The 13,615-nt window shown below is 71.0% G+C and carries 12 protein-coding genes; 4 read left to right on the forward strand and 8 right to left on the reverse strand.

Annotated features, from left to right (window positions below):
- Positions 1 to 85 precede the first annotated feature (85 nt).
- Positions 86 to 670 (reverse strand): TetR/AcrR family transcriptional regulator, encoded by a 585-nt coding sequence (locus ABZZ20_RS21155; protein WP_356871689.1) that lies wholly within the window; start codon positions 668 to 670, stop codon positions 86 to 88.
- Between the two features lie 120 nt (positions 671 to 790).
- Here ABZZ20_RS21155 and ABZZ20_RS21160 point away from each other — a divergent pair, with 120 nt between their 5' ends.
- Positions 791 to 1,636 carry a class I SAM-dependent methyltransferase gene (locus ABZZ20_RS21160; RefSeq protein ID WP_356871691.1) on the forward strand — a complete coding sequence of 282 codons (846 nt, stop codon included), beginning with the start codon at positions 791 to 793 and terminating at the stop codon, positions 1,634 to 1,636.
- Between the two features lie 116 nt (positions 1,637 to 1,752).
- On the opposite strand, the gene ABZZ20_RS21165 is transcribed toward ABZZ20_RS21160, so the two are convergent.
- The 6 genes from ABZZ20_RS21165 to galT form a co-directional block, all read right to left on the reverse strand.
- The gene (locus ABZZ20_RS21165) at positions 1,753 to 2,790 is read right to left on the reverse strand and encodes an ABC transporter permease (RefSeq protein WP_356871693.1); all 1,038 of its coding nucleotides are present in this window, start codon (positions 2,788 to 2,790) and stop codon (positions 1,753 to 1,755) included.
- The gene (locus ABZZ20_RS21170) at positions 2,787 to 4,391 is read right to left on the reverse strand and encodes a sugar ABC transporter ATP-binding protein (protein WP_356871695.1); all 1,605 of its coding nucleotides are present in this window, start codon (positions 4,389 to 4,391) and stop codon (positions 2,787 to 2,789) included. The genes ABZZ20_RS21165 and ABZZ20_RS21170 overlap by 4 nt, the downstream gene beginning before the upstream one ends.
- Before the next feature lie 143 nt (positions 4,392 to 4,534).
- Positions 4,535 to 5,575, reverse strand: a complete 1,041-nt coding sequence (locus ABZZ20_RS21175) for a substrate-binding domain-containing protein (RefSeq protein WP_356871697.1) — start codon at positions 5,573 to 5,575, stop codon at positions 4,535 to 4,537.
- Positions 5,576 to 5,859: 284 nt separating this feature from the next.
- On the reverse strand, positions 5,860 to 6,669 hold the full coding sequence (locus ABZZ20_RS21180; RefSeq protein ID WP_356871699.1) for a DeoR/GlpR family DNA-binding transcription regulator: 810 nt from the start codon (positions 6,667 to 6,669) through the stop codon (positions 5,860 to 5,862).
- Positions 6,670 to 6,802: 133 nt separating this feature from the next.
- Positions 6,803 to 7,936 carry a galactokinase gene (gene galK, locus ABZZ20_RS21185; RefSeq protein WP_356871701.1) on the reverse strand — a complete coding sequence of 378 codons (1,134 nt, stop codon included), beginning with the start codon at positions 7,934 to 7,936 and terminating at the stop codon, positions 6,803 to 6,805.
- A 52-nt stretch (positions 7,937 to 7,988) separates the two neighbouring features.
- A complete protein-coding gene (gene galT / locus ABZZ20_RS21190) occupies positions 7,989 to 9,044 on the reverse strand; it encodes a galactose-1-phosphate uridylyltransferase (RefSeq protein WP_356871703.1) in 1,056 nt (351 codons plus the stop codon).
- 954 nt (positions 9,045 to 9,998) lie between these two features.
- On the opposite strand from galT, the gene ABZZ20_RS21195 reads away from it, so the two are divergent.
- Positions 9,999 to 10,766: an NPP1 family protein gene (locus ABZZ20_RS21195; RefSeq protein WP_356871705.1), complete on the forward strand. Its 768-nt coding sequence runs from the start codon at positions 9,999 to 10,001 to the stop codon at positions 10,764 to 10,766.
- A 39-nt stretch (positions 10,767 to 10,805) separates the two neighbouring features.
- Here the strand turns inward: ABZZ20_RS21195 and ABZZ20_RS21200 are convergent, their stop codons facing one another.
- Positions 10,806 to 11,576, reverse strand: a complete 771-nt coding sequence (locus ABZZ20_RS21200) for a DeoR/GlpR family DNA-binding transcription regulator (protein ID WP_356871707.1) — start codon at positions 11,574 to 11,576, stop codon at positions 10,806 to 10,808.
- Between the two features lie 169 nt (positions 11,577 to 11,745).
- Here ABZZ20_RS21200 and ABZZ20_RS21205 point away from each other — a divergent pair, with 169 nt between their 5' ends.
- Positions 11,746 to 12,978, forward strand: a complete 1,233-nt coding sequence (locus ABZZ20_RS21205; RefSeq protein WP_356871709.1) for an MFS transporter — start codon at positions 11,746 to 11,748, stop codon at positions 12,976 to 12,978.
- A 12-nt stretch (positions 12,979 to 12,990) separates the two neighbouring features.
- Entirely contained in the window at positions 12,991 to 13,593 is a 603-nt protein-coding gene (locus ABZZ20_RS21210; RefSeq protein ID WP_356871711.1) for an HAD family phosphatase, read from the forward strand.
- Positions 13,594 to 13,615: the final 22 nt, after the last annotated feature.

Genomic DNA, 13,615 nt, shown 5'->3' on the forward strand with positions numbered 1-13,615 from the left:
CGCGTCGACGGGCTCCGCACGCAGAGCCTCGCGGGCAGCCCGCTCGGGGCGCTCCGGTCGGGGCGCTCCGCTCGGGGCGCCCCGGTCAGGACGAGCCGGTCAGGGCGTGGACCAGCCGTTCCACCTGGTCCTGCGGGTGGGGTACGCCGGGACGGCCCGTCATCAGCAGGTGGTGCAGCGTCCCGACGAGAGCCAGCGCGACGGACCCGGTGTCCGTGCCGGGCCCGAGCCGCCCCCGCTGTTGCTCGGCGTCGAGGTAGGCGTGGACCGACGCCTGGATGGCGTCGAAGCCCGGAGCGCCCGCGGCCCAGGCTTCGCGGATCCGCAGGGCCGCCACCGGCCGGGTCACCGCCAGCCCGACGATCCCGGGGTCCAGGGAGAGCACCGCTGAGGCCAGTTCCACCAGGTTGCCGGCCACCGCGCCGTGGCCCGCCTTCCCCGGCAGCTCCGCCGCCAGTGCGGCGGTTTGCGTGAAGCGGTCCAGCACCAGCTCCGCCACGAACTCGTCCAGCCCGGCGAAATGGGTGTGCAACACCCCCTTGGCGCAGTCCGCCTCGGCCGTGATCGCCCTGCTGGTCAGGGCGGCGGCTCCGTCCCGGGCCAGGACGCGTTCCGCCGCGTCGAAGAGCCGCTCGCGCAGATCGGGGATGGCCACTCCGCGTGGTGACACCAAGTCCTCCCGGAGGAAAGGGGATTGCAGATATGGGCGGGCGCCCATACTGTTTGGGCATCCGCCCATTGTAGGGGTCGGTCCATGGCACCGCACGCCCGTCCGTAGGAGGTCCCATCCATGCACGGCATCGCGAACACCGCCCAGGCACAGGCCTGGAACGGTTATGAGGGCGCCCACTGGGCCTCACACCAGGACCGCTGGGACGCCGTCAACGCCGGCTTCGACCAGCCCCTGTTCGACGCCGCGGCCATCGCCCCCGGCGAACACGTCCTCGACATCGGCTGCGGCGCCGGAGCCACGACCCGGCTGGCCGCCCGCGCCGCCGCGCCCGGAGGCCGCGTCACGGGTCTCGACCTCTCCGCCCCCATGCTGGAACGCGCCCGGGCGAGCGCCGAGCGCGAAGGCCTCGGCAACGTCCGCTTCGAGCAGGGCGACGCCCAGGTCCACCCCCTCGCCCGCGGCGCCTTCGACCTCGCGATCAGTCGCTTCGGCGTCATGTTCTTCGCCGACCCCGCCGCCGCGTGGGCCAACATCGCCGCCGCGCTGCGCCCCGGCGGTCGCGTCGCCCTGCTCTGTGCGGCCGAGCCCGAGGGCAACGAGTGGCTGACCGCCCTGGCCACCCTCGGTGACCTGTTGCCGATGGAGGGCTTCGGCAAGCCGAACGGGCCCGGCATGTTCTCGCTCGCGGCCCCCGGGGTGGCCGCCGACCTGCTGAGCGGGGCGGGCCTTCGCGACGTACGGGCCACGCACGTGACGGCGTACGGGACCTGGGGACGTGACGCGGCAGGGGCTGCGGAGTTCCTGCTGGACTCCGGGCCCGGCCGCCACCTCGTCGCCCAAGCGGGCCCCGGCGCCGGCGACCGTGCGCGGGCCCGCCTCACCGAGGTACTGCGGCCCCACGAGGCCGACGGCGCCGTGCGGCTGCGCGGCACGGGCTGGCTGCTCACCGCCACCGCCCCGTAGGCCTGACCAGGCGCCCCCACTGGCTCGGACAGGAGCCCCGTGGGACGCCGACGGTCGGGCTGCCCTCGACCGGTCGGGTAGGACCGCCGCCCCTGAGGTCGACGCCGGCCCGCCCGTCAGTGGGGCAGTCCGACGGCACGCTCCCCGCTGCGCCGTTGCTGGATGACCACGGCTATGACGAGGAGGGCGCCTTGGGCGACGTTCTGCCAGAAGGTGTTGATGCCTTGGACGGTGAGGCCGTTTTCGAGGGCGCCGAGCAGGGCTACGGCGAGGAGGGTGCCGCCGATGCCCCCCTTGCCGCCCTTCAACGCGCAGCCGCCGAGTGCTGCCGCCGTGATGGCCTTGAGTTCGAGGCCCTCGCTGCCGGAGGTGGGTTGGCCCGAGCCGGTGCGGGCGGTGAGCAGGATGCCGGCGACGGCCGCGACGATGCCGATGAGGGCGTAGACGCAGACGAGGTACTTGTTGATGTTGATGCCGGCGAGGCGGGCTGCGGTGTCGTTGCCGCCGATGGCATAGAGGTTGCGGCCGATGTCGGTGTGCTTGAGGAGCAGGTGGACGGTGAGGGCGACGAGGACCAGGATCCAGACCATGACGGGGATCCCGGCGATCTTGCCGCGGCCGAGGAAGATGAAGGTGTCGTCGCCCAGGACGTAGCCCTGGGCGCGGCCGTCGGACAGGAGCTGCGCGAGGCCCTTGTACGCGGCGAGCCCGGCCAGGGTGGCGATGGTGGGGTTGACCCGGCCGTAGACGATGACCAGGCCGTTGACGACCCCGACGAGGACTCCGACGCCGACGGCGGCGGCCACGCCGGTCAGGGTGCTGTGGCCCGTGGAGGTGAACACCATGGCGCTGACGACGGAGGCGACACCGACCTGGGAGCCGACCGAGATGTCCAGGCCGCCGCAGATGATGACCACGGTCTGCACGACGGCGAGCAGCCCGGTGATGGTGGCGGCCTCGGCGATGACCTGCATGTTCGACAGGCTCAGGTAGTTGTCGTTGAGGAACCCGAACAGGCCCAGGACGACGATGAGGGCGCCGGCGAGGCTGATGTTCTGCCCACCGATTCCGGCGAGGAACCTCGGTGCGCCGGCCGTGCGGTCGCCGTCCCGCGGACCCTTCACGGCCGGAGTGGAGGTGCTGGTGACGGTCATGATGCGGCTCCAGGGGCGGCGTCGACGATGTCGTCGGCCATGGCAAGTGCGAGTATTGCTTCTTCGCCGGCTTCGGCGCGGTTCAGTTCGCCGGTGATCCGGCCGCCCTGCATGACCACGATGCGGTCGGCGAGGCCGAGGAGTTCCGGGAGTTCGGAGGAGATCACCAGCAGGGCGACTCCTTCCTTGGCGAGGTCGGCGACGATCTGGTAGATCTCGGCCTTGGCGCCGACGTCGATGCCACGCGTCGGCTCGTCCAGGATCAGGACCTTGGGCTTGCGGGCCAGCCATCGTGCGAGCACGACCTTCTGCTGGTTCCCGCCCGAGAGTTTGCGTACCTCGTGGTTGATCGACGGTGTGCGCACCCGGAGCCGATCGGTGTGGTGCTCGGCGAGTGCGCGCTCGGCGGAGCGTCGGACGAAGCGCAGGCGGCGCAAGCGGTCCATGACGACGAGCGAGATGTTCTCCCGGACGGACTGCTGGAGGAACAGCGCCTGGGCTTTGCGTTCCTCGGGGGCGAGCCCGAGGCCGGCCCGTATCACCCTGCCGGGGTTGCCGCTGGGCAGGGGTGTGCCGTCGAGCGTGACGCTGCCGCTGTGGACGGGGAGGTCGCCGGCGAGGGCGAGGGCGAGTTCGGAGCGTCCGGCGCCGATGAGCCCGGCGAGGCCGACGACTTCGCCCGCGTTGACCTGCAAGGTGATGTCCTTGACCTTGTCCGTGGTGAGGTTCCTGACGTCCAACACCAGCCGGTCGGTGGCCACGTGTTGGCGAACGAACATGCTGGAGAGGTCACGGCCGACCATGAGGCGGACGAGTTCGCCCTCGTTCGTGTCCCTCGCCTGCTGGACGCCGACGAGCTTGCCGTCGCGCAGGACGGCGATGCGGTCGGCGAGTTGGAAGATCTCCTGCATGCGGTGGGACACGTAGACGATTGCGATGCCCTGGTCGCGCAGGGTGCGGATCAGGCCGAAGAGCGCTTCCACCTCGTGCTCGGAGAGGGAGGAGGTGGGCTCGTCGAAGGCGATCAGTTTCGGGGCCGTGGTGCCGGTGAGCGCCCGCATGATCTCGACCAACTGTCTTTGCGCAGGGGTGAGTTGCGATCCGAGGAGGGCGGGGTCGAGGACACCGGAGAAACCGAGGCGCTCCAGATCGGCGGTGATGCGGCGGCGGAGTTCCGCCCGGTCCAGTGCCCGGCCCCACCGCCGGGGCAGGGCGCCGGCGTACACGTTCTCGGCGACCGAGACGTGCGGGATGATCTCGGGTTCCTGCGGAATGATCCGGATGCCGGCGTCCCGCGCTCGGGCGGGCGAGGGGAGAGCGGTGGGTTCGCCGTCCAGGACGACATGGCCCTCCGTCGGCTGGTGATCACCGGTGAGGATCTTCAACAGGGTGGACTTCCCGGCTCCGTTCTCGCCCATCAGGGCGGTCACCTGACCGGCGGGGAAGGCGAGCGTGACGCCGCCGAGCGCCTGCACGGCGCCGAAGCGCTTGGTGACGCCCGCGACGCCGAGGAGATCGGACGGCGGCGCCGTGCTGGAGCGGGTGCCGGAGCGGGTGCCGGAGCCATCCGGGTCGGCGGGCGGACGGGACGGTGTGGACATGTGCGGGTCTCACCTCGAAGGCGTCGGACAGGTGTGGTCCCCGCGGCTCCGGTCCGCTGGGAGCGGGGCCGGTGCCGGGCGGCTGCTACGGGACGAACGGCCGCTACCGGGTGACGGCCGTTGCGGGGCGACGGCCGTCCGGATCAGCCGCAGGTGAGGCCGGAGCCCTTCCAGGAGCCGTGGTCGACCATGGTGGTGGGAGCGAAGGCCTCCTGCGGGAAGTCCTTGCCGTTCTTGAGCTTGTCGTACATGGTCTGAACGGCCAGGGCGCCGACGTCCTTGCCGTTGATGAACAGCGCCGCCTTCATGCCGGAGACCTTGTCCGACTGCCATTCCTTGCAGGCGAGGTACGCGCCGAGACCGACGCCGATGATGTGGTCCGGCGCGATGCCGGCGTTCGACAGGGCGGTGACGCCGCCCATGACGTTCTCGTCGTTGCAGCCCCACACCACCCAGTTCTTGACGCCGGAGTTGGCCGTGAGCGTGGCTGCGATCTTGTCCTGGGCCCCGGTGGGGGTGTTGTCGGTGGGCACGTCGATGGCCTTGACGCCGGGGACGGCGGCCTCGAACGCCTGCTTCGCGGCGTTGACGCGGTCGCCGCAGACGGTGACGTCCTGCTTCCAGGCCGAGACGACCCGGGTGTCGGCCGCGGCCCAGCCCGCCTTCGTGAACTCGGCGGCGGCGCGCGCGCCCACTTCCTTGCCCATCTGGGCGCCGCTGAAGCCGATCCGCGGCACGAGGTCGGTCTTGGCGCAGGCGGCCGGGTCGGGCCCGGTGGTGCAGATCTGGTCGTCGGACGTCAGCAGGGCGACCTTGGCGTCCCTCGCGGTCTGGACGACCTGGGGGCCGACGGCCGGGTCCGGGACGACGACGATGACGCCGTTCGCCTTCTGGGCAACGGCCGACTGCACTTCGCTGACCGTCTTGTTGGCGTCGTTGCCCAGGTTCACGATCTTGAGATCGATCCCGAGCTCGGCGGCCTTCGCCTTGGCGCCGGCCGCCTCACCCACGAAGTACTCCTGATCCCCCTGCTTCTGCAGGTAGGTGAGGGAGATCTTGCCGTCCACCTTGGCGACCGTGCCGTCTCCGGTGGCTTCCTTGCCCGAAGAGCACGCGGTACTCAGCCCCCAGACGAGGACGAGACCGGTGGCGGCTGCTATGCGACGGCGGGTCGTTCGGTACATCCAAGGCTCCTTTGTGCGGAGGCATAGCCCCGAAATCAATCAGAAACCAACACGTTCCAACGGATGGGCTATATGAGACCCTCGGCGCGGGGAGGCGTCAACCCTTCGAGGGGGGATGAGATGAGCCTGTGATGTTGCAGCCCACCATCGAGGCTGCAGAGAAAGGCAGTTGGCCCGATCGAGGGGGCCGGGCCGCCCCGCCTCCCGACCGCGAGGCGGTGCGCACGGTCGGCAACAGAAGGCAACGTGTTCGACCGGAGCGCGCAGTGCGCCCCGCGGTTTCGCTACGCCGGCCGGGTCTCGGCCAGGATCAACTGACCCACGGCATCGCCGAGGACGGAGCGCGCCTGCGCGTCCAGTCCGTCGTCCGAAACGAAGTAGTCGATCTCGGAGAGGGCAATGAACTGACTGAGGCCCACGACGCCCCACTTGGTGTGGTCGGCGACCACGGCCACCTGAGTGGCGGAAGCGATCAGCGCACGGTTGGTCTGCGCCTCCGCGAGGTTCGGGGTCGTTGCGCCCGCGCGTTCGGAGACGCCGTGGGCCCCGATGATGAGCAGGTCCACCTGCAAGGACCGGATCGCCTGGTCCGCCAAAGGGCCGACCAGGGAAGCCGACTTCGTCGGCGTGCCGCCCGTCAGCAGCAGCGTTTGGCCCGCGGCGCCGTGGTCCGGTCCCGGCGTCCTCAGCAACTCGGCGACCGGCAGGGAGTTGGTCACCACGGTCAGACCCGGGACGTCCCGGAGGCGGGTCGCGACCGCGTAGGAGGTCGTCCCTCCGGAAATGGCGACGACACTGCCCGGCTTCACGAGCGCGGCAGCAGCCCCGGCCACCGCCGCCTTCGCACCCGACTCAAGAGCCGCTTTCGTTTCGAAGGGTGGTTCGTCCCCCGTCGTGACCGAGGAGCGGATGGCACCGCCGTGCACCTTCGACAGGGAACCGCCACGCGCCAGCACGTCCAGGTCGCGGCGGATGGTCATGTCGGAAACGCCCAGCTGCTCCACGAGTTCGGCCACGCGCACGGCTCCGTCGCGGCGCACCATGTCGAGGATCAGCGCCCTGCGCTGGGGGGCAAAGCGTGCTGCTTCCGTCACGATCTCGTCCCCTGTTCCGCTGGCCGCCGGCGGGGGCACACCTCAAAGGCACACGGCGTCCCTCACGAACGAACAGTCTACCGCTCACGTGTCATCGGTCAGTGGTGCTGGGTCGCCGCCCTCCTCGGCAGGATCACTCGATGCGACGGGCGCCGGCCGCCGGGGAGATCGGGAACAGCTGCGGAGCCCGGTACCCGGCGGCCCGGAACCCGGCGGTGACCGCGGCGCCCACCGCCTCCGCCCGGTCCTCGTCCACCAGCGCGATGACGGTTCCGCCGAACCCGCCACCGGTGATCCGCGCACCCAGCGCCCCTGCTCCCACGGCGGTGTCCACCGCGAGATCGGTCTCGGCGCAGGAGACCCGGTAGTCGTCCCGCAGCGAGGCGTGACCGGCCGTGAGGATCGGGCCCAACGCTGCGATGCGGTCCGCGCGCAGGTGGGAGACCGCCTCGGCGACCCGGGCGTTCTCGGTCACCACGTGCCGGACCAGGGGCAACAGGTGCGACGGCAGCGCCCGCGCGGCACGGGGGAGGTCCCCTGGCGACAGGTCGCGCAGGGCGGTCACGCCGAGCACGGCGGACGCCTGCTCGCACCCGGCGCGCAGCGCGGCGTACGCGCCGTCCCCGAGGTCGTGCTTGACGCGGGTGTCGATCGCCAGCAGGCGGAGCCCTTGCGCTTCCGGGGCGAACGGAACCTGCTCGTGCACCGTGCCGCGGCAGTCCAAGTACAGCGCCGCACCGGTGGTGCAGCAGGCGGAGGCCATCTGGTCCATGACCCCGCACGGGACGCCCGCGAAGACGTTCTCCGCACGCTGGGCGAGAAGGGCGAGCGCGGGTGCGCCCAGATCCAGCCCGTAGAGATCGTCGTACGCGAGGGCGACCGCGCACTCCAGGGCCGCGGAGGACGACAGCCCGGCCCCCGTGGGCACCGTACTGTCGAAGTGGAGGTCCGCGCCGCCGATCCGGTGGCCGGCCTCGCCCAGCGCCCAGACGACGCCGGCCGGGTACGCGGCCCACGTGGTGAAGGCGCCGGGCACCAGATCGGCGACGGCGAGGTCGACGACCGGGCCGCCGACCTGGGCGCTGTGCAGTCTCAGCCGTCCGTCCTCGCGCCGCCGCGCCGCGAGCAGCGTGGTCTGCGGGATGGCGAAGGGCAGCGCGAAGCCGTCGTTGTAGTCGGTGTGTTCGCCGATCAGGTTCACCCGGCCGGGCGCCGCCCACACTCCGTCCGGGTACGTGCCGAAGACGCGTCGGAAGGCCTCGTTCACGCGGCCTCCTCCCCACCGTCGTAGCCGGCGCTGCCGGTGACCAGGTACCCGCTCATGACGCGACCTCCCGCAGGCGCTGCGCGGCGGCTTCCGGCGCCACGTCGTTGACGAAGGACTCCATGCCGGATTCGACCCCGGCGAGGTACTTGAGCTTGTCGGCCGTCCGCCGCACCGTGAACAGCTCCAGGTGCAGGGCGAGTTCGTGCCCGCCCGTGGCGGGGGCCTGGTGCCAGGCGGAGATGTACGGGGTGGGGGCCGTCGGCGTCGACCTCCCTTCCGGCAGGAACAGCCGGTCGAACCTGCGCAGCAGTTCCAGGTAGATGCCGGGGAACTCGACGCGTTCCGCTTCCGTGAGACGGGTGAGGTCGGGGACGCGGCGGTGCGGGTGGAGGTGCACCTCGTACGGCCAGCGGGCGGCGTAGGGGACGAAGGCCGTCCAGTGTTCGCCTGCGAGCACCACCCGCGAGGTCGCGGCGCGCGCCTCGGCCAGCAGGTCCTCGAAGAGGTTGCGGCCGGTGGCGGTGCGGTGCGAGGCGGCGACGGCGACCATCTTGGCGGTGCGGGGAGGGACGAAGGGGAAGGCGTAGATCTGGCCGTGCGGATGCGCCAGGGTGACGCCGATCTCCGCGCCCCGGTTCTCGAAGCAGTACACCTGCTCGATGCCGGGGAGGGCCGTCAGCCGTTCGGTACGGTCCGTCCAGGCGTCGAGGACGAGGCGGGCCCGGTCCTCGGTGAGATCGGCGAAACTGGCCCCGTGCTCAGAGGTGAAGCACACGACTTCGCAGCGTCCGACCCGGCCCGCCAGCGAAGGGAACCGGTTCTCGAACACGGCCACCTCGTAGTCCGCGGCAGGGATCTCGCTGCGGTGCCCCTCCCGGGAGGGGCAGAGGGGACACGCGTCGGTCGGCGGAAGGTGGACGCGTCCCTGACGGTGGGAGGCGATCGCGATCCACTCTCCGGTCGCCCGGTCCAGCCGCAGTTCGGGCCGGCTGTCGACCGGCTCCAACAGGCGCCGGTCGAGGGTGTCGCGGTCGGCGGCGTCGTCGCGGTCGAGGTCGTAGTAGATCAGCTCGCGGCCGTCCGCGAGCTTCGTCGTGGTTCTTTTCACGGAACTCGCCCGTCTCTCGATGTACGGCAGCTCTCCATGGCGCCACACAGCGACAAGAATAAACATGAATCAACTAGGGTCAACATTGCTTGCCAGAGTGAGCGTCGCCATCCGAGGCCGTACCGCGAGGCGGGCGGGCCCGGTCGGCTCCACCCTGCCCTGGGCCGCGAGGCGGGCCGCCGGACCTGCTCCCGGCCCCCGTCGCGGCGGCGTGACGGCGATCCCGGGCGGCCGACCTGTGCTCCGCGCACAACCGGGGCATCATGGCTAGAGGCCGGCGGGGCCTTCGTGCGACCGCCGGACCTATGCGGGACAGTACGCCCGAGCCGGGAGGTGACGCGGACGCATGGACGAATCACGCAGGGCCTGGGTCATGATCGGTGGGGTCGTCGCCGTCATCCTCTTGGACCTCCTGGCCATCGTCCTGATGAACACCGTCGGACGATGACCGTACGACGGTCGCCGGCGGCGACGCCTCGGAGCCCACGGCGCGGCGGAGCCTGTCTGTAGCATGCCTCGCCCCCCGCTCGACCTCCTGCACCGTGCGAGGGGGAACCGGGCCTGTGTCCGCACCGCCCCTCGGTACCCGAGGCCGCACCCGTCGGCCGTACGGGGGCATGGCGCGTTCCGCGCCGTTCCGCGTACCGCAGCAGCTTCAGCTTGAAGGTCAGCCCGATGGCGGGCGTGCACCGTGGCGGTCCCACGCCGTCGGCCGACGGGCCGGCGGCGCCGTGCCGTGGTGTTGTCCCGTGGTGGCGACCATCCGCTCATCTCTGACATTTGGTCAATTCCCATTGTATGGAGAGCTGTCCGTGGTCTTCGCCGGGCAAGAAGAGAGGCTGCCCGAACCCTTGCTGTGTCGCCGCGGTTCGCGAATGATGCTCCGGGCGTGTCGGTCGACGGTGGTCGGGATCCGCCCGCCAGCCCCGAACCCGACCGGCCAGGAGGCCCGTTGTGCGGACGCACCGTCACATCCGGAGATCATTGGTGGTCGTCGGCGCCGCCCTCGCGCTGGTCGTCGGCGTTCCCCAGGTGGCCTTCGCAGCTCCACCGCCGGCCCTGCCCAGCCGGGCAGAGGCGATCGAGCTGACCTTCCAGCCCGCCTACGACTACGACACCGACGGCTGCTATCCCACACCCGCGATAGGCCAGAGCGGGGTTCTCAACAGTGGTCTCAAACCGACCGGCGCCCTCAACGGCAACTGTCGGGACGCCTCGGACCTCGACAACACCAATGGCTACTCCCGCTGGACCTGCAACAACGGCTGGTGCGCCGTGATCTACGCGCTGTACTTCGAGAAGGACCAGGCCGTCCCCGGCATCAGCCTCGGCGGCCACCGTCACGACTGGGAACACGTGGTGGTGTGGATCCAGGGCAACGAGGCCAAGTACGTCGCGACCTCCGCCCACGGCGACTTCAGCCTCCACGCGCGTGACCAGATCCGCTGGGACGGCACCCATCCCAAGATCGTCTACCACAAGGACGGCATCGGCACGCACTGCTTCCGCGCGGCGAACACCAACGACGAACCGCCCGAGAACCACCGCGGGGCCTGGCAGTTCCCCGCACTCGTCGGATGGTCGGGCTACCCCGCGACGCTGCGGGACAAGCTCACCCAGGCCGATTTCGGCAGCGCGCACTTCGGTCTGACGGACGGCGCCTTCGCGTCCCACCTGGCGAAAGCCAAGCCGGCGGGCATCCCCTTCGACCCGTACCTGTAGACGGGCGGCCGTCGCCCGTGGCGGGCCGCAGCGGCGACGTCAGTCGTCCGCCGGGGGGTGCACTACCTCCACCCCCCGGTCCCGCACTTCCTTGACCAGCGGCGAGTCGGCCGGCGCGTCCGTGACGACGAGGGCGATCTCCTCCATCGTGCAGATGCGCCCCAGCGCCGCGCGGCCGAGCTTGTCGGCGGTCGCAACGAGGATCACCCGCTGCGCGGCGGCGACGGCGGCCCGCTTCACCTGGACGTCGTCCAGGTCGTAGGCGGTGGCACCCCGGACCGGGTCCACGCCGCAGCAGGACAGGACGAACGTGTCGAAGCACAGGTCCTTGAACGTCTGCACGGGGGTGTTGCCGTGGAACGAGAGCTCCTCGGCGCGCACCTGCCCCCCGGGCAGCACCAGTTGGATGCCGGGGTGCCCGGAAAGGACGAAGGCGGCGTGCAGAGAGAGCGGGGTGACGGTGAGTTGACGCCCGGCCATGGCCCTGGCGACGGCCACGGCGGTCGTGCCGGTGTCCAGGGCCACGGTCTCGCCTTCGGTGAGCAGTTCCACGACGGTGCGCGCCAGCCGCTCCTTGGTGCGGCTGGCGGACATGGCGCGGATCGCGTAGGGAGGCTCGACCCCGCCGGGCAGGCTGCTCACGGCGCCGCCGCGCACCCGGCGTAGGGCGCCCCGGGACTCCAGCACCTCCAGGTCCCGGCGGATGGTCATCTCGGACGCCCCGGTGGCCTGGGCCAGCTCGGCCACGGTCGCCCGGTTCTGCTGCACGAGCAGACCCACGACGAACTTGTGCCTCTCCATCGCGTTCATGTGTCTGCTTTTAGCACAGATGGGGCCCGCGGTTCCCCCGGAGGGTGTTTTGAACATCGTATCTGTTGAAACGAACATGGGATGTGGTTACTGTGTGCGAAGTCATGTGAACTTCCTGCGGTTGTGAACGTGGAAAACGTTCACAACGCCATGAACGACGAGGAGAGCGATGTCCGCCATCAGCCGGGCCCACCTGCCGGAAGCAGGAAGGCCGCTCCTCGGCACCGTCGCGGTCATAGCCTCGTGCGTGGCGTTCATGGTGATCGGCGCCCTCCAGGCGCTCTACGGCCCCGCGATCCCGGCCCTGCGGGAGGAGTACGGCATCAGCCCCGCCGCCGCAGGGCTCAGCCTCAGCGCCCATTTCGTCGGTGCACTCCTGGGAGTGCTCGTCTACCACCTGTTGCGGGGCCGCCTGAACGAGCGGCTGTTGCTCGGTGGCTCCTACGTGCTCATGGCCGCGGGCGCCGCGGCGTTCGCGTTCGCGCCGAGCTGGCTACCGGCGCTGGCGGGCACCTTCGTCATCGGCCTTGGCTTCGGCGGCATCGACTACGGCCTCAACCAGCTCTTCGCCGTCGGCTTCGGAAACCGCAGCACCGCCATGCTCAACCTGCTCAACGGTCACTTCGGAATCGGCGCGATCGCCGGCCCGGCCCTGATCGGCTGGCTCGGAGCGGACCACTACCCGGAGATCTTCGTCGGCCTGGGCGTGGTCAGCCTGCTCATCCTGGTCACCCTGGGCGGGGTGGCGTCGCGGGAGTCCGAGCCGGCCACGGCGGACGGTGCCGCGACGGGCGGGGCCCGCGCGCTGCCGGTCATCGCGGGGTTCATCGGCATCTACGTGCTGCACGTGGCCATTGAGACGGGCGTCGGCGGCTGGGAACCCACCCACCTCGAAGCCGTCGGATACGGAGCGGCCACCGCCGCGACGGCGACCTCCGCGTACTGGGCGGCCATGACCATCGGCCGGTTCGTCGTCGCGCCCCTCAGCCTGCGCTGGTCCGCGCCGTCGATCCTGACCGTGTGCTGTGCGGGCATGGCGGGTTTCCTGCTCCTGGCCACCGTTCCGACGCTCGCCCCCTACGCGTACTTCGGCGTCGGTCTCACGATCGCGCCCATCTTCCCGACCTGCCTGCCCTGGCTGAACCGGGCGGTGCCCGGCGTGGCCGCGGCCGGCGCCTACGTGATCGCCGCCTCGATGATCGGCGGTGTGGCCTTCCCGCCGCTGCTGGGAGCGGTGGTCGACACGATGGACGTCACGACGTTGCCCCTCGTCCTGTTCGGCCTCGCCGTCGCCTGCGCCCTCCTGAGCCGGTGGCTGCGCAGGAACGTGCCCGATCCCGGAGGCGTTGCCGAAAGCCGGGCAGCACAGGGGCCAGAGCCCGTCACCACCCGAGAGAGTTGAGGAACCAGAAGGATGGAAGCAGTTCTCTTCGACATGTTCGGTGTCATCGCACGTGTCCAGTCGCCGCAGGCCCGGGGCGTACTGGAACGCACGGCCGGCGCCGACCCCGACCGGTTCTGGGAGGCGTACTGGTCCCGGCGCGCCCCTTACGACCGTGGCGACGTGACCGGCCCCGCCTACTGGCGGGGGGTCTGTGCGCAGCTCGGCATCGTGTCCGACGACCGCCTGACCGCGCAGTTGCTCGCCGCCGACCTCGCGAGCTGGAGCGAGATCGACCAGCGCAGCGTGGACCTGCTCGGCCGGCTCGCCGACAGGGGAGTCGTCCTCGGCCTCCTCTCCAACATCCCCGAAGAGCTCGCCGCCCGGTACGAGGCCACCCAGCCGTGGCTGCGCAGGTTCGCCGTCCTGGGCCTCTCCTGTCGGATCGGTAGTGCCAAGCCCGAACCGGCCGCTTACGAGTGGTGCGTCCGCGAGCTCGGACTGCCCGCCGAGGAGATCCTGTTCGTCGACGACCGGGTCGAGAACGTCCGGGCGGCACGCGAACTGGGCCTGCAGGGGCATGTGTTCACGTCCCACGACGCGCTCATGGCGGTCTTGGAGGAAGCATTGCCGTGATGGCGACGCCGCCCCCCCCGTG

This window comes from Streptomyces sp. NPDC006430 (assembly GCF_040612395.1).
Classification (GTDB): Bacteria; Actinomycetota; Actinomycetes; order Streptomycetales; family Streptomycetaceae; genus Streptomyces.

Bases quoted from the DNA above. Each gene is read 5' to 3' on its own strand.
- ABZZ20_RS21160 (WP_356871691.1), top strand. From the start codon at position 791: ATGCACGGCATCGCGAACACCGCCCAGGCACAGGCCTGGAACGGTTAT.
- ABZZ20_RS21165 (WP_356871693.1), bottom strand. From the start codon at position 2,790: ATGACCGTCACCAGCACCTCCACTCCGGCCGTGAAGGGTCCGCGGGAC.
- ABZZ20_RS21170 (WP_356871695.1), bottom strand. From the start codon at position 4,391: ATGTCCACACCGTCCCGTCCGCCCGCCGACCCGGATGGCTCCGGCACC.
- ABZZ20_RS21175 (WP_356871697.1), bottom strand. From the start codon at position 5,575: ATGTACCGAACGACCCGCCGTCGCATAGCAGCCGCCACCGGTCTCGTC.
- ABZZ20_RS21200 (WP_356871707.1), bottom strand. From the start codon at position 11,576: ATGAACGCGATGGAGAGGCACAAGTTCGTCGTGGGTCTGCTCGTGCAG.
- ABZZ20_RS21205 (WP_356871709.1), top strand. From the start codon at position 11,746: ATGTCCGCCATCAGCCGGGCCCACCTGCCGGAAGCAGGAAGGCCGCTC.
- ABZZ20_RS21210 (WP_356871711.1), top strand. From the start codon at position 12,991: ATGGAAGCAGTTCTCTTCGACATGTTCGGTGTCATCGCACGTGTCCAG.